This window comes from Mycobacterium sp. C31M (assembly GCF_053345865.1).
This window is the reverse complement of sequence record NZ_JBKFAX010000011.1, coordinates 74,211-97,001: the sequence shown is the minus strand read 5'-3', so window position 1 is coordinate 97,001 and position 22,791 is coordinate 74,211. Positions and strand designations below refer to the sequence as shown.

The window sequence follows — 22,791 nt, the reverse complement described above, 5'->3', positions numbered from 1 at the left end:
CCGGTCAGGTCAACGGCAGGGACGCGAACGGTGTGCCGGTCGGCGTCGCCGAACCGGCACCGGGTTCGACGGTGAAGGCCAGCGTGATCGAGTCGCCGAGATCGGGCAGCACCGCGGTGGTCGACGGCGCGACGGCCGCCGCGTCCATCACGCCGGCCGAATGCGGCCCGGCCTCGTCGATGAGCCACATCTGATAGACGGTGCCCGCCTCGGGCGGGGTCACGTTGTTCATCACCAGCACGCCGGCGTTGCGATCCCGGGAGAACACCACGGTGGCGGTGCCCCCGGTCGGGATCTCACCGGAGACGGTCCGGACGTCGGGTGCGGCGAAGATCTGCTCGGCGGTGGTGGCCGGCGGCGGGGTACGCAGCCACCAGCCGATACCGAAGGTGCCCGCGCCGACGACGATCGCGGCTGCGGCGGCCGCCACCGCGGTGGTCCAGCGGCGCCGCGGTCGCTCGGGTAGACGGCGCACCGGATCGGCGGCGACCGCGGTCAGCACGCGCTCGCGCAGGTGTGCCGACGGTTCGGCGGCGGTGCCTGCCGACAGCAGGGCCAATGTCTCGCGGACCTGGCGGACCTCGTGTGCGAACGCCGCGGCCACCTCATCGGATGCCGACCGGACCCGGCGCTCGATATCGCTGCGTTCGGCCTCGTCGACCGCGTCGAGGGCGTACGCGGTGGCCAGCGCCAGCAGGTCGTTCTCCGGGCTCGTCACGCTGCCCCCAGGCAGTTGCGCAGCCCGCGGATGGCGTCACGCATCCGGGATTTGATGGTGGCCAGGTTTGCCGACAACCGGTCGGACACCTGCACATAGGTCAGGCCGTCGTAATAGGCGAGCTCGATGCACTCGCGCTGTTTGTCGGTCAACGCGCCCAGGCAGTCGGTGACCTGGCGGTACTCATCGTTGTCTATCACCCGGTCGGCCACGTGGTCCACCGGTGGTTCGACGGTCGCCGCACCGTAGCGGGATTCGCGGTCGGCGCCCGCCTGCTCGGAGCGCACCCGGTCCACGGCACGGCGGTGCGCGACCGTCATCAACCAGGACAGTGGCGAACCGGCCGACGGGTTGTAGTCCGCGGCGTTGCGCCACACCTGCAGGTAGATCTCCTGGGTGGTTTCCTCGCTGTACCCCGGGTCCCGCAGTACCCGGGTGACCAGCCCGAACACCCTGGTGCGGGTCTGGTCGTAGAAAGCGGCGAAGGCATCGACATCGCGCTGCGCCACCCGGCGCAACAATGCGTCGAGGTCCGCCGTCACGCACCGTAGCCTAGCGGTCGCGGCCAGCAGCGTCACGGAACGCCGCGATTCATCTCCGGCCTCTCGTCGGAGCGAACGTCCACTGGTACACGTCCAGATAACCCGACCGGAACCCGGCCTCGGAATAGCCCAGGTACAGCTCCCACATCCGCCGGAAGGTGTCGTCGAATCCCATCGCGGACAACGACTCTGACCGCGACAGGAAGCGCTCACGCCACAGTCGCAGGGTCTCGGCATAGTCGTTCTGCAGCGAATACATGTCCACTGTGCGTAACCGGGTAGACCGTTCGGTGATCCCGACGATCGCCTCGACCGACGGCAGCAACCCGCCGGGGAAGATGTACTTCTGGATCCAGGTGTAGGTGTTGCGCGAGGCCAGCATGCGGTCGTGCGGCATGGTGATCGCCTGTAGCGCCACCCGGCCACCAGGCAGCACCAGTCGGTCCAGTGCCTGGAAGTAGGTGGGCCAGAACCGGTACCCGACGGCCTCGATCATCTCGACCGAGAGCACCGCGTCGTAGCGGCCGTCGACATCACGATAATCACGCAGTTCGATGTGCAGTCGATCGGCCACCCCGGCCTCGGCGGCACGCCGCCGGGCGAGCTCCAATTGTTCGGCCGACAGCGTGATGCTGTGCACGTGTGCGCCACGCATGGCCGCGCGAATGGCCAATTCGCCCCAGCCGGTACCGATTTCGAGGACCCGGCTGCCGGTGCGGACTTGGGCGGCGTCGAGCAGCCGGTCGATCTTGGCGCGTTGCCCGTCGGCCAGGTCGGTCCAGTCCGGCCGGCCTCGGCCGAACAGCGCGCTGGAATAGGTCATGGTCTCGTCGAGGAACTCGGCGAACATGTCATTGGACAGGTCGTAGTGCTCGGCGATGTTACGCCGGGACTGGGCGGGACTGTTGTGCATGGAGCGTGGGTGTCGCACCACTGCCAGCGGCCGAAGGCGTTGCAGTGCAGGCGGTATCAACACGTCCACCGAGGAGGCGAACTCGGTGAGCATGGCGGGCAGGTCGTTCGAGGTCCAGTCGCCGGCCATATAGGACTCGCCGAACCCGATGAGCCCGGACCGGCCGACCCGGCGGAACAGCGCGTCGGGGCGGTGCAGTGTCATGGTCGGCAGGGTGGGATCACCGGCGCCCAGCACGGAACCGTCTGGGTATTCCAGTCGCAGCGGCAGCCGTCGCACCGCCCGCACCAGCAGGCTGCCCGCGATGCGGCCCTGCACCGCGCTGACCGGCCCGCACGGTACCCGGGCGATCTGCGGCCAGCGTGCTGCCAGCTGGTTGCCGGTCTCGATCGTCATGGGTGCGACGCCTTTCCGTCGGTGCTGACCTTTTCGCGGGGGACCACGGCTAACCCGCGGCGCCACAACGAGATTCCATGCAGTCGAATCTGGATTGCGCCGATCAGCGGCGCCAGCGGGGCGCGCAACTGCATCGCGGCGATCTGGCGGGGGGTGGCGGGCAGTCGCTCACCGTGCAACGTCGCGACGAAGACCTGCTCGTTGTCGCGATGCCAGGACACCGCTAGCTGTGCCGTCGCACCCGGTTCGGGCGTATGCACCAGGTAATAACCGTCCACCTCGTTGAACGGGGAGACATAGAACTGTTTGGACACCGCGACCGGCCCGTCCTGGGTGGGCGGCACCAGATAGGCGTGCCGGCCGCCGTAGGTGTTGTGTACCTCGACGATGACGTGCCGAAGCTGGCCCTCGGCGTCATTGCACCAGAACACGCTGATCGGATTGAACACGTAGCCGAGCACCCGGGCGTGCAACATCGCGGTCACCCGGCCACCGCCCAGATCGATGTCATGGGCGGCCAGGAATGCCTCGACCCGGGTCCGCAGCGTGTCGGGTCCGGATTCCGGTGCGTCGAGGTGATCCGTGGCGCGGAAGACGGCGAAGGGCCGCAACCAGATGGGCAACCACGGCAGTTCGTCGATGTCGACGTACCAGGTGTAGCCACGGTGGTCGAACGCATTGTGCACGGGCACCCGTCGGACGTGCTTGATGGTGGTGCGATAGAGGTAGGGCGTCAGCACGGCACCTTCTCCGATTCCGTTGCGGGCCACCGCGCGCCGAGGTGCATTGCGGCGCGCACGCCGGCGGCGGCGCCGTCCTCATGGAAGCCCCAGCCGTGATATGCCCCGGCGAACACCACCCGGTCGTCGTTCAGCTCTGGCAGTCGCCGTTGTGCGGCAACCGATTCCGGGGTGTAGAGCGGATGGTCGTAGATCATCTCGGCGATGACGCTGCGCGGGTCCACCCGGTCACGGCCGCCGAGGGTGACCAGGAACCGCTTCGGCCCGGCCAGGCCCATCAGCCGGGTGATGTCGTAGGTCACCAGGACCGGCCCGTCCTGGCCGGTGGCCAGGTAGTTCCACGAGGCGCGGGCTCGGGGCCTGGTCGGCAGCAGCGAGGTGTCGGTATGCAGCTGGGCATGGTTGGCCGAGTAGCTGATCGCCTCCAGGACCTCCCGTTCGGCGTCGGTCGGTTCGGCCAGGGCGAGCAGGGCCGCATCGGGGTGGGCGGCGATGACGACGGCGTCGAACTCGCGGGCCGGGCCGTGCCCGGCGGTGACCTCGACTCCGTGGGCGGTGCGGCGCACCGATCCAGCCGGGGTGCCGGTGCGCACCTCGGGCACCCGGGCAGCGATGGCGTCGACGTAGGTGACCGACCCGCCGACCACGGTCTTCCAGGTCGGCGAGCCGAACACCGACAGCATCCCGTGGTGCTGCAGGAACGCGAACAGGTAGCGCGCCGGATAGTCCATGGCCTCACCGGGGGCGCAGGACCAGACGGCCGCCACCAGGGGTGTCATGAAGTGTTCGATGAAATAGGACGAGAACTTGTGGATGTCCAGGAAGGCGCCCAGTGTGCCGGTGTCTTGCTCGTCGCCGGTGTCCAGCAGGGCGGTCGCCGCCGCGTGGAACCGCTTCACCTCGGCGAGCATTCGCAGATACCGCGGCCGGGCGAGATTGGACCAGGACGGGAACAGGCCGAAGAAGCCGCGCGCGCCTGCGTACTGCAGGCCGATGCCGTCATCGCGTACCGACATCGACATATCGGTGTCATGGGTCGAGATGCCCAGGTCGGCGAACAGCCGGCACAGCGTCGGGTAGGTGCGGTCGTTGTGCACCAGGAACGCCGAGTCGACGGCCACGGTGCCGCCGCTGCCGTCGTCCACCTGATGGGTATGCGCGTGTCCGCCGAGGCGGTCATCGGCCTCGAACAGTGCGACATGGTTGCGGTCGGACAGTAGGTATGCGGCGGTCAGCCCGGCGACTCCGCTTCCGATGACGGCGATGGACCTTCCCTCTGGTGATTCCACGATGGTAATTCGGGGCCGTGCGCAAAATGGATGGGTGACATTCGGATTGCCAATCTCTGAACGGCGCGTAGTGTGCCAATCCGTGGTTTCGAGACTGTTTCGCAACGGATCCGTGTGGGTGGGTGCCCCTGGTGGGCCATCGACCGACGCCCTACTGGTCGTCGACGGTGTCGTCACCGCGCTCGGCGCCGATGCGTCGGCCCAGACTCCGGCCGACGCCGAGATCATCGACCTGGCCGGCGGGTTCCTGATGCCGTCGTTCGGCGACGGGCACGCCCATCCACTGCTCGGCGGGCTGGAGTTCGTCGGCCCGGCGGTGCGTGGGTGCAGCTCGATCGAGCAGATCGTCGAGGCCGTCCGGCGCTACGCCGAGGACCACCCGGACGAGGAATGGATCGTCGGCGCTTCCTATGACGGCAGTCTGGCCGAGGGCGGACTGTTCGACGCGCGCTGGCTCGACGAAGCGGTCTCCGATCGGCCCGTGGTGCTGCGCGCCTGGGATTACCACACCGTGTGGTGCAACACCGCCGCGCTGGAGCGGGCCGGGATCACCGCCGACACCCCCGACCCGGTGCTCGGCGAGATCCCGCACCGCGCCGACGGGTCGGTGCTGGGCACGCTGCGGGAATGGGGTGCGGTCGACCTGGTCACCGCCGTCATGCCCGCCCGTGACGAGGACGTCCGGATCGCCGCGCTGGGCACGGCCGCCGACTACTACCTGGCCCACGGTGTCACCTGGGTGCAGGACGCCTGGGTGGAACCGGCCGACGTCGAGACCTATCTGGAGGCCGCCCGCCGCGGCGCCCTGCGGGTGCGGTTCAACCTGGCGCTGTACGCGGACCCACGGCATTTTGACGGGCAGCTGGCCGGTTTCGCCGAAGCCAAGCGCCGCGTCGAGGAGCTGGATTCACCGATGCTGACGGCGCAGACCGTCAAGTTCTTCGCCGACGGGGTGGTCGAGAACGAGACCGGCGCACTGCTGCAGCCGTACTGCAGTGGTTTGCATGATCACGGCATGACGGTCTGGGAGGGCTCGTCGTTGGCCGAGGCGGCCCAGCGCGTCGACGCACTCGGCCTGCAGATCCACATCCATGCGATCGGCGATGCCGCCGTGCGGCAGGCGCTGGACGCCATCGAATACACGGTCGCGCAGAACGGTCCGCGTGACCGCCGGCCCGTCATCGCCCATGTGCAGCTGGTCGACGATGACGATCTGGACCGGTTCGCCGCGCTCGGCGTCATTCCGTGTATGCAACCGCTGTGGGCGCAGGAGGATGCATTGATGAACGTGCTGACCGTGCCGCGGCTGGGCCGGGAACGCGCGGACAAGCAGTACCGGATGCGCTCGCTGGACGAATCCGGGGCGCCGCTGTCGCTGGGGTCGGACTGGCCGGTGTCCTCCGGCGCGCCGCTGGACGGGATCGCGGTCGGGGTGTCGCGACAGACGGTCGACGGTGAGCCGGCCGGCGGCTGGACACCGCAGGAGATCCTGGCGATCGAGCGGGCGCTGGGGGCTTATACCGCCGGCGTCGCCGATCAGGCTTTCGCCGAAGGGGTTTGGGGCCGGCTGGTGCCGGGCGCCAGTGCCGACCTGGTCTGGTTGGACCGCGATCCGCGGGAGACCGCGCCATTGGACCTGCCCGGGATCGGTATCCGGGCCACCTACCTCCGGGGTGCACCCGGATACGTCTCCTAGAAGGGAACACCATGTCATCGGAGCCACTGGTGGGGATATCCGCGCACGAGGGAACACTCAAACGGGCGCTCGGCGTGCCGTCGCTGACACTGTTCGGGCTCGTGTACATGGTGCCGCTCACGGTGTTCACCACCTACGGCATCGTCACCGTCGAATCCGGCGGCCGGGTGCCGCTGGCGTACGTGGTGACGCTGGCCGCGATGATCTTCACGGCCCGCTCGTATGCGCGGATGGCGACGGCCTACCCGGTTGCGGGGTCGGCATATGCCTACACACAGAAGACCTTCGGTGCGCCGATCGGTTTCCTGGCCGGCTGGTCACTGCTGCTGGACTACCTGTTCCTGCCGATGCTCAACTACCTGGTGATCGGGTTGTACCTGAACGCGGCGGTGCCGTCGATCCCGGAATGGGTCATCGTTGTCGTCACCATCATGATCGTCACGGTGCTCAACATCATCGGCATCGTCTCGGTGGCCCGGGCCAATGCGGTGATCATCGCGGTGCAGGCCGTGTTCATCGTGATGTTCCTGGTGATGGCGGTCGCGGCGATCTCGGGCTCCGGAACCGTCGACGTGATGGCGCCGTTCAGCGGTGACGGCAGCGCCGGCGGGATGGCGCCGGTTTTGGCCGGTGCGGCGATCCTGTGCCTGTCCTTCCTCGGGTTCGATGCCGTGTCAACCCTTTCCGAGGAGGCAAAGGACGCCAAGCGGGATGTGCCGCGGGCCATCATGCTGGCCACACTGATCTGCGGTGTGCTGTTCATCGTGCTGTCCTACGTCTCGCAGTTGGTGTTCCCGTCGAACGTGTTCGCCGATGTCGACTCCGGGTCGCTGGATGTGATGTTGGCCGCCGGCGGCACCTTCCTGTCCGCCTTCTTCACCGCGGCCTACGTGGCGGGCGCGACGGGTTCTGCGTTGACCTCGCAGGCCTCGGTGGCCCGCATCCTGTTCGCCATGGGTCGCGATGGTGTGTTGCCGCGCAAGGTGTTCGGACACGTCTCGGTGAAGTTCAGCACGCCGACCTGGGCGATCCTGGCGGTGTCGGTGATCTCGCTGCTGGCCGTGGTGATCGACCTGGCAACGCTGGCCTCGGTGGTGAGCTTCGGTGCGCTGGTGGCGTTCTCGGCAGTCAACCTCACGGTCATCAAGCACTACTTCGTCGATGCCGGTGAGAAGAACGTGCTGAACAACCTGGTGCTGCCGGGGATCGGCTTCGCGTTGACGGTGTGGCTGTGGACCAGCCTGTCGAGTACCGCGCTGATGATCGGATTGATCTGGCTGGCAGCGGGTGTGGTGTGGCTGGCGGTGGTGACCCACGGCTTCCGGCGGCCGACGCCCGTGCTGGACATGAAGGAATAGCGCTCACTTTCGAGACCAGCCGCGGGTCGCCGAGACCAGCCCGGCGACCAGAGCCGAGGTCGGTCGGGTGAGTCCGTCCGCGCCGGCCGGGCCGCTGCGGGGGCTGATGCCGCGCACCCGGGGGGCCAGCTCGAGTTGCACTCCGCCGCCCCGGGTTCGGTTCACCGGGTTCTTCGGGTGCAGGCCGCGCAGTTCTCGGGGGATCTTGTCGAGGTCGGTGACGACCTCGTGCCTCGGAATCGACAGGTGCCCGGCGACATGCTCGGCCAACTGCCGGTTCGACCCGCCGGCCAGCACCTGGGTGTGCCGCCCGACCCGGCCGTAGCCGTGCAGCGACACGACGTGCTCGACGTGGTCGAGGAACTCGGCCAACCGCTCCGACTCGGCGGGGTGGTAGGCGGCCGACGACAGGTGATACGGGTAGTCGGCGGGATGGCGCACGACGTACAGCGAGGCCCCGGCCCGTTCGGCGGCCCGTTCGGCGATGACGTCGGTCATCCGTTCCAGACCGCCGCCGTGGATGGCCAGGAAGCCGAAAGTGCTGTGCAGCATCGAGTATTCGGACACTTGTGGGTCGGCCAACAGCTCGGTGAGGGTCTGCGGGCCCGGGGTATCGGTCGGGGCCAGCGCGCGCGGCCAGTTCACCGGGTCCCAGCGGCGCAGGAACTCCAGCCAACGCGGTGGCAACTGGTGGTGCGCGGCGCCGGCGATGACCCGCTCAAGGTATCCGGGGCGCGGCGCTCCCGGTTCGTTGCGGTGATCGATGTAGATCCAGGCGTCGTGCGGGCCGTGCTCGCTGTCCACGGTCATCAGGTCGCGCCGGTAGCGCACCGGAACGCCCTCGGCACGGTCGAGCACGGCAAGGTCGGCGTCGCTGAGCCGCCACAGCACGCCGTGCACCTCGGCACCCTCGAGCGGTTCGACGGTCGCCACACCGCGCTCGTTGATCAGCCAGTCGTGGTCGGCCAGGGTCGCCGGCCGAGGGTCGGCCGCATCGGGACACCGCTGCGCCATCTGATCCGCGCACAGGTTGGAGCCATAGGCGAAGTAGGTGTGCGGCAGGTACAAGTTCGACCCCGGGTGCTCGGCATTGCTACCGCCACCCTAGTGCCGCCCGATCACCAGCCGAAGTAGAAGCCGCCGCCGCCCCACTGCCACCACTGCCAGGGGCCGTAGTTCATCGGCGGTGGGAACGTGCTGATGGAGGTGTGTCCGGGTGTCGAGCACTGCGTGGTCAACAGGCTGACCTGGACGCAGTCGGGAACTGCCGAGGCGGCCGGTGCGAGTGCGACCGCACCGGTGAAGAGGGCGAGTGCGATGAGTGATCGCATGATGGCCTCCGGGATGGAGGAGAGGTACAGAAAGGAGTCAGATGGCCGCCGTCAGCGGCGGGTGAAAATGGTGCCGACTGTCGATCAGTCGGAGATGCCGGGCTGTGCTGGCTCCATAGGCAAGCCCCCTCTTGGGAATCCGGGCTCACAGACCAGAGTACAACCCCTTGCCGGTGATGAGCGGCAGGTCCAGGGTGGTCGTGATACCCGGTCCGGCGGCGACGACGGCGGGGATCGCGTTCACGACACGGGCCGCGGTGGCGACCAGACCGGCATGGTTGTGGTCACCCTTGCGGCTGCTCAGGCACAGGTCGAGTGCATATGACGGTTCGCCGGTGACCTCGACGCGGTAGGAGCCGCCCTTCTGGGCCGGCTGCGGCCAATCCGGGCACAGATCGTCACGCAGCCGGGTGACGTGTTCGAGGACCACGGCGGGGTGGCCGTCGACCATGCCGCGCACCTCGAAGCGCATGGCCGCGGTGCTGCCCTTGGGAATCGGGCCGGCCGCGATATCGAAGTCCTCGGGTGCGGGCACCCGGACGTGGGTCTCGGTGACCTCGTCGAGTTCGATGCCGAGACCGGCGGCGAGCTGTCGGACCACCGAGCCCCAGGCCAGGCTCAGCACGCCCGGCTGCAGCAGCATCGGCAGGTCGTCCATGCTCTTGCCGAAGCCCATCACGTCGAACATCACAGTGGCGCTGTCGTAGGTGGCGTAGTCGACGATCTCCATACAGCGGATCTGCTCGACGCTCTGGCAGGTGCCGGCCAACGCGAGCGGCAGCAGATCGTTGGCGAATCCGGGGTCGATGCCGTTGACGAACAGGCTGGCGTTGCCGGCCTTGGCAGCCTCCTCGATGGGGGTGACCAGCTCGGCGGGTAGCACCTGCCAGGGGTATTGCAGGAACACCGCGGCGCTGCCGACGGCGTTGATGCCGGCGGCCAGCAGGCGGCGGTAGTCCTCCAGGGCGTCGGGCAGCCGGTTGTCGGCCATCGCGGTGTAGACGGCACAGTCCGGTTTGGCCGCCAGGATGTCGTCCAGGTTGTCGGTGGCCGTGACGCCGGTCGAAACATCCAGTCCGGCAAGCTCGCCGGCATCCTTACCGGCCTTGGCTGCCGAGGACACCCACACCCCGGTGAGTTCATAGGCGGGATCGTTGATCAGCTGGGCCAGGGCGTGGCGTCCGACATTTCCGGTGCCGACTGCGGCGACTGTGATGGCCATACAGGTATTCCTCTACAGGTCGGGGATGGGCAGGTCGAGGTTGGGGAAGGTGAGGCCGCCGTCGACCTCGAGTGTCTTGCCGGTCAGATAGCTACCGGCAGGTGAGGCCAAATACACTGCGGCGGCGGCGATATCGGTCGGGTCGCCGAGGCGGCGCATCGGGGTGGCCTGCTCCATCGGCTCGCGCAGGGCATCGTTTGAGGCCACAACGTCCAGCGCCGAGGTGAGGATCGACCCGGGGGCGATGGCGTTGACGCGGATTCGCGGGCAGAGATCCAGGGCGGACAGCCGGGTGTAGTGCGCCAGGGCGCCCTTGGCCGTGCCGTAGGCGGCGAATGCGCGGCCGGCGAGCCGGCCCATCGTCGAGGTGATGTTGATGATCGATCCGCCACCGGAATGCTCGAGCATCAGCGGCGCGGCGGCGGTGGTCAGCGCGTGGGCGGTGCCGACATTGAAGGTGAACGCATCCTTCATGTCCTTGGTAGAGGTGTTCAGCAGCGGTCCGGGCATGGTCCCGCCGACATTGTTGACGACGATATCTAGTTTCCCGAATGCCTCGACCGCCTGGCCGGCCAGCGAGGCCGTCGACTCGGGGTGCGCCAGGTCGGCGACCACGATGTGAGCCCGGCGTCCGGTGGCCTGCACCTGGGCGGCCACCTCTTCGAGCTGGGCCTCGGTGCGCGCCGCGATCAGCACGTCAGCACCGGCTTCGGCGAAGGCGACGGCGATCGCGGCGCCGAGTCCACGGCCCGCGCCGGTCACCACGGCCACCTGATCGTCGAGCCGGAATCTGTCCAGAATCATGCGCGCGTCATCCCTTCGTCAGCGCCACCGTAACAAGGCCGGGTTCGCACCGTGGCCGGTTTCTGTAACACGTTCTAATTCTGGCGGTGGCTGTCAGATCTCCGAAAATCGCTGGCGTCCGTCGCTACCCTTGTGGCCATGTTCTTGATGCGCCGCGCCAGGACCGAGCCGGGATATGTCGGCTCGGTCCTCGTCGTGCGCGAAAAGGATCGCCGAATATCTGCGGATCTCATCACCGCTGCTGGGCGCGTCGGCTGACACGTCCAGTTTTCGCCATGCCGCGAATCATGGTGTTCCACAGCTGAACTGGGATTCATTACGGTTGACAACGACGCTCGCGCTGGATTTACTTGGATCGAATCACGTTGGATTGTTTGCTGATTCATCGATGCCGCTGTAGCTCAACGGATGAGAGCGCCTGATTTCGGCTCAGGGGGTTGGGGGTTCGAATCCCTCCGGCGGTGCGGGACGGCCACACAACAGAGAGGAGGGCTGTGACATGCGGGAGTTCCCGGCGACTCTGGTGCTGAACGCATCGTATGAGGCCCTCGATCTGGTGTCGTGGCAGAACGCCGTGGTGCTGGTGGTCAAGGCCAAGGCACGCATCCACCAGGCGCACGAGTCCGGCACCGTCATCCATTCGGCGCATCTGTCGGTACCGCTGCCGACGGTGATCGTGCTGAATCACTATGTGCTGGTGCCGCACCGCGACCTCGACGAGCACGCGGTGGCATCGATGACCGCCGTGCTGCGCCGGGACCGGAACACCTGCGGCTACTGCGGGGATTTCGCCACCACCGTCGACCACGTGCTGCCGCGGTCGCGGGGTGGACCGAACTCGTGGGCCAACCTGATCGCGGCCTGCTTGACGTGCAACCAGCTCAAGGCCGACGCCACCCCGGCCGAGGCCGGTATGACGCTGCTGTGGCAGCCGCGGGTGCCGGCCCCGTCGGCGTCGGCGCAGCGCCGGATGTGGCGGGAGCACGCGCCGGTGCCGTGAGGCGCGAGATTCACACCAGGGATAGTCTCCGGTGGGATTCGATCCCGGGTGTGAATCTCGGCAGCGCTACTTCTTTGCGGCGGCCTTCTTCGCGGGCGCCTTTTTGGCCGGGGCCTTCTTGGCGGCCGCCTTCTTCGCCGGGGCCTTCTTGGCGGGCTCCTTCTTCGCCGAGCCGGACTCGCGGGCCTTGACGCTGGCTTCCAGTTTCGCCAGCAGGTCCGAGACGTCCTCGGTCTCATCCAGGTCGGTGGCCTGCTCCTCGACGGTAAACGCCTCGCCGCCATCGAGTTTGGCCTGCACCAGTTCGTGCAGCTGCTCCTGATAGGTGTCGCGGAACTGGTCGGGTTTGAAATCGTCGGTCATCGACTCGACGACCTGCCCGGCCATCTTGAGCTCGGCGGGTTTGATCTCCACTTCCTTGTCCAGGGACGGGAAGTCGGGATCACGGATCTCGTCGGGCCACAGCAGGGTGTGGATCACCATCACATCGCGCTTACTGAAGTCCTTGACGCGCAGTGCCGCCAGTCGGGTCTTGTTGCGCAGCGCGAAATTGACGATGGCCACCCGGTCGGTCTCGGCCAGGGTCTGGGCCAGCAGCACATACGATTTGGTCGACTTGGAATCGGGCTCCAGGAAGTAACTCTTGTCGTACATCATCGGATCGAGTTGGTCGGCCGGGATGAACTCCAGCACCTCGATCTCGCGGCTGCGTTCCTCGGGCAGGGTGGCGATGTCCTCGTCGGTGATCACCACGGTCTGGCCGTCATCGGAGTCGTAGGCGCGGGCGATATCGCGGTACTCGACCACCTCACCGCACACCTCGCACACCCGCTTGTAGCGGATACGCCCGTTGTCCTTCTCGTGCACCTGGTGGAACTTGATGTCATGGTCCTCGGTGGCGCTGTAGACCTTGACCGGTACGTTGACCAGACCGAAGGAGACCGAGCCCTTCCAGATCGACCGCATGACCAACGGTAACAGCGCCGCCTACTCTGACGAGGGTGGAGCGCTTCGGCCGGGTCAAACTGACCAACCCCGACAAGGTGCTCTATCCGTCCACCGGCACCACCAAGGCCGAGGTCTTCGACTACTACCTCGCCATCGCCGACGCCATGTTGCCGCATATCGCCGGTCGACCCGTCACCCGAAAACGGTGGCCCAACGGCGTCGAACAGGGCGAATTCTTCGAGAAACAACTCGCCTCCTCGGCGCCGGACTGGTTGGGGCGCGCGTCGGTCACCCACCGATCGGGGACCACCACCTATCCGGTCATCGATACCGCCGAGGGACTGGCCTGGATCGCCCAGCAGGCCGCACTGGAGGTACATGTCCCGCAATGGCGCTTCGGTGCCGACGGTGATCCCGGACCGGCCACCCGCATCGTCTTCGATCTCGACCCCGGCGAGGATGTGAGCTTCCGTCAACTGTGCGAGGTGGCGCACGAGGTGAGGGGATACGTCGAGGACATCGGTCTGACGGCCTACCCGCTGACCAGTGGCAGCAAGGGGGTGCACCTCTACGTGCCGCTGGCCGAGCCGATCAGTTCGCAGGGCGCATCGGTGCTGGCCAAACGGATCGCGCTGGCGCTGGAGAAGAGCATGCCCAAGCAGGTCACCGCGACCATGACGCGCAGTGTGCGGGCGGGCAAGGTGTTCCTGGACTGGAGCCAGAACAGCGCGGCCAAGACCACGATCGCGCCGTACTCGATGCGTGGCCGCGCCGAACCCACCGTGGCTGCACCGCGCAGTTGGGCGGAGATCGAGGATCCCGATCTGCGGCACTTGAGTTTCGAGGAAGTGCTGGAGCGCGTGGAGCGTGATGGCGATCTGCTTGCCGGGTTGGACGAGCCGCTACCCGAGGCCGACAAGCTCACGACCTACCGCAGCATGCGTGATGCCGGCAAGACCCCGGAACCGGTCCCTGCCGCCTCGCCCGCGGCGGGTCAGGACAACACCTTCGTCATCCAGGAGCATCACGCGCGTCGCCTGCATTACGACTTTCGGCTGGAACGCGACGGTGTGCTGGTGTCCTGGGCGATTCCGAAGAACCTGCCCGAGACCACCGCGGTGAACCATCTGGCGGTGCACACCGAGGATCATCCACTGGAGTACGCCACGTTCGAGGGCTCGATTCCGCACGGGGAGTACGGCGGTGGGCAGGTGACCGTCTGGGACGCCGGGACGTATGAGACCGAGAAGTTCCGCGATCCGGGGGTGGCGGGCGAGAAGCCGATCGAGGGGCGCAAAGGTGAAGTGATCGTCACCTTGCACGGCTCGAAGATCGAGGGTCGTTATGCGCTGATCCAGACCGACGGCAAGAACTGGCTGGCGCACCGGATGAAGGACCAGCAGACCTTCAGCGAGAAGGATCTGGCGCCGATGCTCGCGACCCACGGTTCCGTTGCGCGGCTGACCTCGACGGTGTGGGCGTTTGAGGGAAAGTGGGACGGCCACCGGTTACTGGTCGACGCGAACCACGGTGAGCTGACCCTGCGGTCGCGGTCCGGGCGGGACGTGACCGGGGAGTTCCCGCAATTGCGTTCGCTGGCAGCTGATCTGGTTGATCACCATGTGGTGCTCGACGGTGAGGTGGTCGCGCTGGACGCCGATGGGGTGCCGAGTTTTGGGGCCATGCAGAATCGGGCGTCGGGCAGCAACATCGAGTTCTGGGCGTTCGATCTGCTTGCGCTGGATGGTCGTTCGTTGTTGCGGGCCAAATACCGGGACCGCCGCAAATTACTGGAGCTGTTGGGTCGTGACGGTGTGCCGATCGTGCCGGACCTACTTGTCGGTGACGGCGCCGAGGCGCTGGAGTATGTGCGCGAACACGGCTACGAGGGGGTGATCGCCAAGAAGTGGGATGCCACCTATCAGCCCGGCAGGCGGTCACAGTCCTGGGTCAAGGACAAGCTGTGGCGCACCCAGGAGGTGGTGATCGGCGGCTGGCGGGCCGGTGAGGGCGGGCGCACCAGCGGTATCGGGGCGTTGGTGGTCGGGGTCCCGGGCTCGGGTGGACTGGATTTCGCCGGCCGGGTGGGTACCGGGTTCACCGAAAAGATGCTGGCGTCCTTGCGTGACATGCTGAAACCATTGGAGACCTCCGAGTCGCCCTTTGTCACACGACTTTCCGGTCCGGATGCCAAGGGGGTGACGTTCGTGCGGCCCGAGCTGGTGGGAGAGGTGCGCTACAGCGAACGGACCGCCGACCACCGGCTGCGGCAGCCGAGTTGGCGCGGGTTGCGCCCGGACAAGACGCCGGACGAGGTGGTCTGGGAGTAGGTGACGCGACGATCTGAACACCGCTCCCCGGTACCCGTCACGGTTCGCTGGGCGGGTTATCCAGCTTGTGATACCGGGTCACCAGATCGAAGTTGTCTCCGTAGTGCCCGGAACCGGTGACCACGGCACGCTCGACCAGTTCTGATCCGCGGCGATCAACGATCACGACGCGGTCGGCGCGCAGATCCTTGTAGAGCGCGACGCACAGCAACACCATGACGATCACGAACGGCACGGCCGCCACGATGGTCAGATTCTGCAGACCGGTCAACGCGTCCGCCCCACCGCCGCCGATGATCAGCATGATCGCGGCGACAGCGCCCGTCAGCGCGCCCCAGAACACCACCGTCGCCCGGGTGGGCTCGTGTGAACCCCGCTCGGACAGTGAGCCCATCACGATGGACGCGGCATCGGCACCGGAGACGAAGAAGATGGCCACCAGCACCATCACCAGCACTGTCGTGAAGCCGGCGAGCGGCATCGTGTCGAGCAACTGGAACAGCGCGCCGGTGCTGGCGACGGACCCGTCGGGTCCGACCATGTCCCCGACAGTCCGCTGCCGCTCGATCGCCGAGCCACCGAAAATCGAGAACCACACCAGACTGACCAGGGTCGGGACCAGAAGCACCCCGGTGACGAACTGACGGATGGTTCGGCCGCGGCTGATGCGGGCGATGAACATGCCGACAAAGGGCGTCCACGACACCCACCAAGCCCAGTAGAAGATGGTCCATCCGGACAGCCAAGCGGCCAGTTCGGCATCGCCGTTGGCATCCGTGCGGGCGCTCATGGTCACGAAATCGCGGATGTAGTCACCGAGGGCGCTGGGAATCAGGTTGAGAATCAACAGCGTCGGCCCCGCGATGAAGACGAACACCGCCAGAAGCAGTGCCAGCACCATGTTGATATTGGACAGCCACTGGATGCCCCTGGCGATTCCGGACACCGCCGATGCGATGAACGCGACGGTCAGCACCGCGATGATGGTGACCAGGATGGGCGTGCCCACGGTGCCGACCCAGCCGTTGAATTCCAGTCCGTCACCGATCTGCAGTGCACCCAGCCCGAGGGAGGCGGCCGACCCGAAGAGGGTGGCGAAGATCGCCAGGATGTCGATCACCTTGCCCGCCGGTCCGTTGGCGCGGTTCCCGAACAGCGAGGTGAACGCCGCCGACAGCAACCCGGGACGGCCCTTGCGATACATGCCGTACCCGATCGCCAACCCGACCACGGCGTAGATCGCCCACGGGTGCAGTCCCCAGTGGAACATCGTTGTGGCCATGGCGGTTTGGAATGCATCGTCAGATTGCGCCTCGGTCGTGCCCGGTGGCGGCGTGACGAAATGGTTGAGTGGTTCGGCCACGCCCCAGAACATCAGACCGATGCCCATGCCTGCACTGAACATCATCGCGATCCACGAAATTGTGTTGAACTCCGGCTGCTCATCGTCGCAGCCGAGCGGAATGCGACCGTATTTGCTTGCGGCGAGCCACAACACGTAGATGACGAAGAAGCTGGCGGCTAGCACGAAAAACCAGCCGAGGCCCTTGATCAGCCCGTCCTTGGCGCCGGCCGACACCGTGGACAGGCTCGGTGTGTTCAGCAGACCCCACAGCACAAAGGCGATCGAGATCGCACCGGTGACGCCGAAGACCACCCAGTCTCGCCCGGGATGCCTATCGGCCGGCTCCACCGGGGTGGTCATCGGTTCCAGTGGGTGCCGGTCGCGAGGTCCGTCAGAATCGGCGGTCGGCTCCGGGGTCGGGTTGGTGTCCAGGGACATGAGGTCTCCTCAGCCAACTTGTTGCGAATAACGCATGTGTTGCGTATTAAACAACAAAAATGGGTGTAATGCAGGCCGGACGGTAGCGCGAATCCACCGACTGGCATACGTCAGTCGGCAGAGTCAGCCCAAATGGCCGAGGCGTCGGCTGATCTCGTCGGCCGCGGTGACCGTCAGCCGGGCGACATCGCCGAAACGGCTTGGATCCAGACGGTAGGCCGGTCCGGAGACGCTCAGTGCTGCCACGACACGGCCGCTGCTGTCCCGGACCGGCGCGGCGACGGCATTGAGGCCGACTTCGAGTTCCTCGGTGACGCTGGCCCATCCCGTGGCCCGCACCTCGTCGAGGTCTTGGCGCAGGCGCCCGGTGTCGCCGATCGTGTTGGGTGTGAACGCCTCCAACTCGCCGTCCAGCAGCGTGGTCAGCTCGTCCGGATTCAGCCCGGCCAGCAGGGTCTTACCGCTGGAGGTGGCATGTGCGGGGCAGCTCTGGCCCACCCAAGTCCGCAGCGTGATCTCGCCCGGGCCCAGGGTCTCGACGACGTTGATGATCCGGTCCGCGTCGAGGACGGCGACATTGGTGGTCTCGCCCGTCTGTGCGGCCAGTCGGTCGCAGATAGGCTGGCTTTCCTTCGCCAGATCCAGTTGGGCGCTGGTCGATCCCGCCAACCGCACGATCGTGAAGCCGAGCCGGTACTTGCCGCGGTCGGAGAGCTGTTCGACGAAGCCGCGGGACTCCAGCACCGCCACGAGACGAGACACGGTGGACTTGTGCACGCCGAGTTCAGCGGCGATCTCGGTGACTCCGGCCGCACCGAGCTTGCCGAGGATTTCCAGGACCAGAAGTGCGCGATCGACTGACTGCACTGCGGCCCCGGATTTCTCTCGCGGTGCGTCTCTGTCGTCGGCCATGGCCTGTCCAGTGTAGGCCCTAGCTGTCGGCCAACCGCTCCAGGAGCCAGCTGTGGAATTCGCCGATGTGGTGCTCCGAGGGCACCAGCACGCCGCCGCGACGGTAGGCCCGCGACGCCATTGCCGGCTGTGTGCGCTCGCACGCGTCGAAATCCTGCAGGTTCACCCGATGGAACAGTTCGACCGAACGTCGCAGATCCAGACCCTGTTCGACCACGTCGGGCAGATACAGCCAGTCGCATTCGACGACGGTGCGGTCCGCCGCCATCGGGTACATCCGGTGAAAGATGACGTGGTCGGGTACCAGGCTGATGAACACGTTGGGGCGCAGCGTGATTGCGTAGTATCTGCGGTCCTGCTCCGCGGTGACCCCGGGAATGCGATCCACCCCGGCGCTACCGTCGATGGTGAACCCCTGGACCTGCTCCCCGAACAGCGCGCCGTGTCCCACGAAGTACTGGGCGGCCAGCCCGTCGGCGAATTCGGGTACCACCTCGGTGAGTTCGGGGTGGATGGTCGCGCAGTGGTAGCACTCCATGAAGTTCTCGATGATGAGCTTCCAGTTGGCCACGACGTCGTAGACGATTCGGCGGCCCACCGACAGGCCGGAAACGCCATAGCTTTCCACCGCATCGGCATTCCCCAGGCGCGCGGTCACCGTGCCGACGACGTCGCTTTCGAAGGACGGCGGGTCAGCCGCCAGGCACACCCACGCGTAGCCGAGCCATTCCCGCAGCTCGACTCGGATGAGTCCGTACTCGGAACGGTCGATGCGTGCGCCGGTCGAGTCGACGAGCGCTCCGAAATTCGGTGCCCCGACCAACCTTCCGTCCAGACCGTAGGTCCAGGCGTGGTATGGACAGCGCAGGTGGCGGTTGACGGTCCCGGTGTCCTCGGTGCAGATCATGGCACCACGATGTCGGCAGACGTTGAGGAAGGCATTCAAACCGCCGTCTCTGCTGCGCACCACCAGGACGCTCTCGCGGCCGACCTGAACCTTGCGGAAGGCGCCCGGTGTCGCGAGATCGGCACTGCGGGCGGCGCAGAACCACATGTTCTCCAGGATGTTCTGCTGTTCGGCCGCGAAAACCGCCGGATCACAGTAGTACCGGCCACTCAGCGTGGGTAGCAGCGCGCCACTGGGGGCGCTTGCGGTGTTCGGGCCGGAGTCATCGAGTGTCGTCATACCGAGGCCAGCCTTGTCGGGTCGAACAGTGCGATGGGATGGCTGGTGTCACCGTTGACGGCCAGATCGGCGAGGACCTCGCCGACCACTGGGACGAACTTGAACCCGTGCCCGGAGAAGCCGCAGGCCACGGTGACATTCGTGAGTTCCGCGGGACGGGCGATGACGAAGTGTTCGTCGGGTGTGTTGGAGTACATGCACGTGGCGGTGTGCACGGCCGGACCGGTGAGGGCGGGCAGCAGCTGGGTGACGCGGGCCCGCATCTCGTCGACCTCATGGGGCTGCACGGTGCGATCGATGGTTTCCGGCGTGCACATCTGGCCCTTGCGGAAGAACGCGGTTTTGACCCCGCCCTGCGCGCCGTCGATCGCGGGGAAACCGTAAATCTGCTCGCCGTCGGCATTCTCGCTGATGTAGATCGGGTGGTCCTCGAACGGCTCGGTGCCGCCGGCCGGGTTCAGCCAGTAGAGCACCTGCCGCTCGATGGTGATCGGGATGCCGAGTTGGCTCAGCAGAACCGGCGCCCAGGCACCCGGGCAGATGACCAGCTGGCCGGCGGTGTAGGTGCCCGAACCGGTGGTCACCGAGACTCCGGTGGGACCGTCGATCCAGTGTTCGACCGTCTCGCCGAACTGCAGCGTGGCGCCGGCGCGGGCGGCGAGATCGAGGTGTGCCTGCACGGTCATCTCGGGGCGGGCAAAGCCGGCGTTCGCCTCGAAGAGCGCCACATCCCCGGCAGCCGGCGTGAAAGTCGGGTACCGGTGCCGGATCTCGGCGGCATCGAGCATCTCGTGCGGCAGTGACCATTCGCGGGCGGCGCGCAGGCTGCCCGCGACGGTCAGGCAGTCCGGTGGGCCGAGGAACAGTCCGCCGGTAAGGCGGTACACCTCGAGCGCGGTGTCGTCGGCGAGCTCCTGCCAGAGTTCGTAGGCCCGCAGCAGCAGCGGGACGTAGGCGGGGTCCTCGAAGTAGGACTGCCGGATTATCCGGGATCCGCCATGGCTGGAGCCACGGTCGTGGGCCGGGGTGAACCGTTCCAGGCCCAGGACACGCACACCACGGCGAGCCAGATGGTAGGCGGCGGCACTGCCCATACCGCCCAGCCCGACGACGATGACGTCATAGATGTTGTCGCTCATCGCCGTATCAACTTCATCTCGGGGTCGAGCACCGGCTCCGCGTGGACGGTCGCGGCGTAGGTACGGTCGAGGTATGCGACGGTGACGGAGTCGCCGACCGCGGTGCCGGCGGGTAACCAGGCATAGGCGATGGTCCGCTCGATGGTTGCCGAGTAGCCGGCGCTCGTCACGTACCCGACGACGGAGTCGCCGACGCTGACTGGCTCCTTGCCGAGCACCACCGCGGTGGGATCGTCGAAAACGATACTGCGCAACGTTTTCAGCGGTGGCGGTGCGGAGCCGAGCGCGGCCTTGCCCAGGAAGTCGCCCTTGTTGGCCGATACCGCGAACCCGAGGCCCGCGGCAACAGGGTGGTGCTCGGCGGTCAGGTCATTTCCCCACGACCGGTAGCCCTTCTCCATCCGGAGGCTGTTGAACGCTATCCGGCCTGCTGCGATGGCCCGGTGCCGGTGGCCCGCGGAGTACAGCAGGTCCCACAGCTTGAGTCCGTGTTCGGCGGATGTGTATATTTCCCAGCCCAGTTCGCCGACGTAGGACACCCGCATCATCGTGACGGGCACGGGGCCGATGTAGGTGCGGATGGCCCTGAAGTAGCCGAACGCTGCGTGCGAGATGTCCGCGGCGCACAGCGGGGCGACCAGATCGCGGGCCCGCGGGCCCCATACGCCGACACAGCAGGTGCCGCCGGTGACATCGCGAATCGTGACACCGGTGGCGGGCAGGTGTCTGGTCAGCCAGTCGATGTCCAATGGGCCGTTGGCGCCCACCTGGAAGGTCCGGTCGTCGAGTCGCGCGACGGTGAGGTCGCTTCGGACGCCGCCGGTTTCGTCCAGCAGCAGTGTGTAGGTCACTGCGCCTGCGGGCTTGTCGACGTTGTTGGTGGTCAGCCGCTGCAGGAACGCGCACGAACCGGGGCCGCTGACCTCGTAGCGGGTCAGCGGTGTCATGTCGAAGAGCGCGACATGCTCACGGGTCCAGCGGGCCTCGGCGATCGAGATCGGCGAATAGAACTTGGCCGACCAGTTGTCGCGCGCGGGGAAGGCCACCCCGTCGGCGGCCAGTTCGGTGACCAGCTCGGCGTTCGCCTCGAACCATGCCGGCCTTTCCCAGCACGCGCCCTCGAAGAAATGCGCGCCGAGTTCCTGCTGACGCCGGTGGAACGGACTGACCCGGACATCGCGCGGATCCTTGCGGTGCTCGTGGGGGTGGATGATGTCGTAGACCTCGACGAAGCCTTGCGAACTGGTCTTGAGGATGAATTCGGGGCTCTTGGCCGGCTCCTCGAAGCGGTACAGGTCGCATTCGTGGATGTCGGTAGCCGGGGCTCCATCGAGGATCCACTCGGCAGTGGCCTTGGCGATACCGGCGGAGTGCGTCACCCACACCGCCTCGGCCACCCAGAACCCGCCGAGGTCGCGATGTTCACCCACGATCGAGAACCCGTCCGGGGTGAACGAGAAGATACCGTTGAAGCCCTCCTCGACCTTTGAATCACCCAGCGCAGGAAGGAGTTCCGCACTGGCCGACCAGGCGGGAGCGAAATCGTCATCGGTGAAGGGGAGCATCGAGGGCATCGCTTCGCCGGCGGTGTCGGTCAACAGCGTGGTCATGTCGACCGGCATCGGGCGGTGCCCGTAGTAGCCGATGCCCAGCCGGTCGCCGTACTCGCGGTAATACAGATCCTGGTCCTGGTGGCGCAGGATCGGCAGCCGCGCGTCGGTAGGTTCCGGTGCCGTGCGGCGCAGTTCGGCCAGTTGTCCGCTCTTGGCGAACTGATGGGCCATGGGTACCAGCGGCACCGTCAAGCCGACGCGGCGGCCGAGCTGAGCACCCCAGAAGCCTGCCGCCGAGACGACGATGTCGGCGGCGAACTCGGTGCCGTCCGCGGTCCGGACGCCGGCCACCCGACCGCCGCGCTCCAACACGTCGACCACTTCCTGGTGCCCCACGAAACGGGCGCCGCGGGTTGTCGCCAGGTTGGCCTGTGCGGTGGCGGCGACCAGCGCGAGGGCCAGGCCGTCGGTGGGTGTGTGGTAGCCGCCGAGGATTTGGTCCCGGTCGAGCAACGGGTAGCGGGCGGCGCATTCCGCGGGATCGAGAAGTTCCCCGGGAATGCCCCACGCCTGCGCCCAGCCGAGCCTGCGGTGCAGGTCGGTCCAGCGTGCCTCGGTGGTCGCCACCTCGAGACCGCCGACCTGGTTGAACGCCCCGAGTCCGACGAATTTCTCGACGGTGTAGCGGGCGAACTCGCTCATCGTCTTGGACGGGTTGGTCTGGAACACCAGGCCGGGGGCGTGCGAGGTGGACCCGCCGGTGGCGAACAGCGGTCCGCGGTCGAGCACGGTGACGTCGGTGGCGCCACGGGCGGTGAGTTCGTCGGCCAGCGAGGTGCCGACGATGCCCGCTCCGATGATGATGATCTTCGGTTGGGCCGCGTGGAAGGCCATGGCTGCTCCTGCGATATTGTTGCGCATCAAGCAACCG

The 22,791-nt window shown here is 67.0% G+C and carries 19 protein-coding genes and 1 tRNA gene; 5 read left to right on the top strand and 15 right to left on the bottom strand.

Features of this window, described 5'->3' with window-relative positions; all coding sequences use genetic code 11:
- Nucleotides 1-4 precede the first annotated feature (4 nt).
- The 5 genes from ACLBYA_RS17855 to ACLBYA_RS17835 are packed head-to-tail and all read right to left on the bottom strand — an operon-like array spanning nt 5 to nt 4,598.
- Entirely contained in the window at nt 5-718 is a 714-nt protein-coding gene (locus tag ACLBYA_RS17855) for an anti-sigma factor (RefSeq protein ID WP_447710760.1), read from the bottom strand.
- The gene (locus ACLBYA_RS17850; protein WP_447710759.1) at nt 715-1,296 is read right to left on the bottom strand and encodes a sigma-70 family RNA polymerase sigma factor; all 582 of its coding nucleotides are present in this window, start codon (nt 1,294-1,296) and stop codon (nt 715-717) included. The genes ACLBYA_RS17855 and ACLBYA_RS17850 overlap by 4 nt, the downstream gene beginning before the upstream one ends.
- Before the next feature lie 13 nt (nt 1,297-1,309).
- Complete coding sequence (locus ACLBYA_RS17845; protein WP_447710758.1) at nt 1,310-2,569, bottom strand: class I SAM-dependent methyltransferase; 1,260 nt, start codon at nt 2,567-2,569, stop codon at nt 1,310-1,312.
- Entirely contained in the window at nt 2,566-3,309 is a 744-nt protein-coding gene (locus tag ACLBYA_RS17840; protein WP_447710757.1) for a DUF1365 domain-containing protein, read from the bottom strand. Before ACLBYA_RS17840 ends, ACLBYA_RS17845 begins: the two co-directional genes overlap by 4 nt.
- On the bottom strand, nt 3,303-4,598 hold the full coding sequence (locus ACLBYA_RS17835) for an NAD(P)/FAD-dependent oxidoreductase (protein WP_447710756.1): 1,296 nt from the start codon (nt 4,596-4,598) through the stop codon (nt 3,303-3,305). The genes ACLBYA_RS17840 and ACLBYA_RS17835 overlap by 7 nt, the downstream gene beginning before the upstream one ends.
- 82 nt (nt 4,599-4,680) lie before the next feature.
- Between ACLBYA_RS17835 and ACLBYA_RS17830 the strand changes: the two genes are divergently transcribed.
- The gene (locus ACLBYA_RS17830; RefSeq protein WP_447710755.1) at nt 4,681-6,294 is read left to right on the top strand and encodes an amidohydrolase; all 1,614 of its coding nucleotides are present in this window, start codon (nt 4,681-4,683) and stop codon (nt 6,292-6,294) included.
- A gap of 11 nt (nt 6,295-6,305) precedes the next feature.
- Nucleotides 6,306-7,652 (top strand): APC family permease, encoded by a 1,347-nt coding sequence (locus tag ACLBYA_RS17825; RefSeq protein ID WP_447710754.1) that lies wholly within the window; start codon nt 6,306-6,308, stop codon nt 7,650-7,652.
- A gap of 3 nt (nt 7,653-7,655) precedes the next feature.
- On the opposite strand, the gene ACLBYA_RS17820 is transcribed toward ACLBYA_RS17825, so the two are convergent.
- The 4 genes from ACLBYA_RS17820 to ACLBYA_RS17805 all read right to left on the bottom strand — a co-directional run bounded on the left by ACLBYA_RS17820 (nt 7,656) and on the right by ACLBYA_RS17805 (nt 11,009).
- Nucleotides 7,656-8,720 carry a poly-gamma-glutamate hydrolase family protein gene (locus ACLBYA_RS17820; RefSeq protein ID WP_447710753.1) on the bottom strand — a complete coding sequence of 355 codons (1,065 nt, stop codon included), beginning with the start codon at nt 8,718-8,720 and terminating at the stop codon, nt 7,656-7,658.
- 50 nt (nt 8,721-8,770) lie between these two features.
- A complete protein-coding gene (locus ACLBYA_RS17815; protein ID WP_447710752.1) occupies nt 8,771-8,983 on the bottom strand; it encodes a hypothetical protein in 213 nt (70 codons plus the stop codon).
- Between the two features lie 145 nt (nt 8,984-9,128).
- Nucleotides 9,129-10,205 (bottom strand): NAD(P)H-dependent amine dehydrogenase family protein, encoded by a 1,077-nt coding sequence (locus tag ACLBYA_RS17810; RefSeq protein ID WP_447710751.1) that lies wholly within the window; start codon nt 10,203-10,205, stop codon nt 9,129-9,131.
- 12 nt (nt 10,206-10,217) lie between these two features.
- A complete protein-coding gene (locus ACLBYA_RS17805; protein WP_447710750.1) occupies nt 10,218-11,009 on the bottom strand; it encodes an SDR family oxidoreductase in 792 nt (263 codons plus the stop codon).
- A gap of 390 nt (nt 11,010-11,399) precedes the next feature.
- Between ACLBYA_RS17805 and ACLBYA_RS17800 the strand changes: the two genes are divergently transcribed.
- Nucleotides 11,400-11,473 (top strand) — tRNA-Arg (locus ACLBYA_RS17800).
- Nucleotides 11,474-11,508: 35 nt separating this feature from the next.
- Nucleotides 11,509-12,009 (top strand): HNH endonuclease, encoded by a 501-nt coding sequence (locus tag ACLBYA_RS17795; protein WP_447710749.1) that lies wholly within the window; start codon nt 11,509-11,511, stop codon nt 12,007-12,009.
- Between the two features lie 66 nt (nt 12,010-12,075).
- On the opposite strand, the gene ku is transcribed toward ACLBYA_RS17795, so the two are convergent.
- Nucleotides 12,076-12,975 carry a non-homologous end joining protein Ku gene (gene ku / locus ACLBYA_RS17790; protein ID WP_447710748.1) on the bottom strand — a complete coding sequence of 300 codons (900 nt, stop codon included), beginning with the start codon at nt 12,973-12,975 and terminating at the stop codon, nt 12,076-12,078.
- Nucleotides 12,976-13,010: 35 nt separating this feature from the next.
- Here ku and ACLBYA_RS17785 point away from each other — a divergent pair, with 35 nt between their 5' ends.
- Nucleotides 13,011-15,287, top strand: a complete 2,277-nt coding sequence (locus tag ACLBYA_RS17785) for an ATP-dependent DNA ligase (RefSeq protein ID WP_447710747.1) — start codon at nt 13,011-13,013, stop codon at nt 15,285-15,287.
- Nucleotides 15,288-15,324: 37 nt separating this feature from the next.
- Here the strand turns inward: ACLBYA_RS17785 and ACLBYA_RS17780 are convergent, their stop codons facing one another.
- The 5 genes from ACLBYA_RS17780 to ACLBYA_RS17760 all read right to left on the bottom strand — a co-directional run bounded on the left by ACLBYA_RS17780 (nt 15,325) and on the right by ACLBYA_RS17760 (nt 22,754).
- Nucleotides 15,325-16,992: a BCCT family transporter gene (locus ACLBYA_RS17780; protein ID WP_447710894.1), complete on the bottom strand. Its 1,668-nt coding sequence runs from the start codon at nt 16,990-16,992 to the stop codon at nt 15,325-15,327.
- A gap of 201 nt (nt 16,993-17,193) precedes the next feature.
- Nucleotides 17,194-17,982 (bottom strand): IclR family transcriptional regulator, encoded by a 789-nt coding sequence (locus tag ACLBYA_RS17775; RefSeq protein ID WP_447710746.1) that lies wholly within the window; start codon nt 17,980-17,982, stop codon nt 17,194-17,196.
- Between the two features lie 19 nt (nt 17,983-18,001).
- The gene (locus ACLBYA_RS17770; RefSeq protein ID WP_447710745.1) at nt 18,002-19,168 is read right to left on the bottom strand and encodes an aromatic ring-hydroxylating oxygenase subunit alpha; all 1,167 of its coding nucleotides are present in this window, start codon (nt 19,166-19,168) and stop codon (nt 18,002-18,004) included.
- Nucleotides 19,165-20,307 (bottom strand): N-methyl-L-tryptophan oxidase, encoded by a 1,143-nt coding sequence (gene solA / locus ACLBYA_RS17765; RefSeq protein WP_447710744.1) that lies wholly within the window; start codon nt 20,305-20,307, stop codon nt 19,165-19,167. The genes ACLBYA_RS17770 and solA overlap by 4 nt, the downstream gene beginning before the upstream one ends.
- Complete coding sequence (locus ACLBYA_RS17760) at nt 20,304-22,754, bottom strand: GcvT family protein (RefSeq protein WP_447710743.1); 2,451 nt, start codon at nt 22,752-22,754, stop codon at nt 20,304-20,306. The genes solA and ACLBYA_RS17760 overlap by 4 nt, the downstream gene beginning before the upstream one ends.
- Between the last annotated feature and the right edge of the window lie 37 nt (nt 22,755-22,791).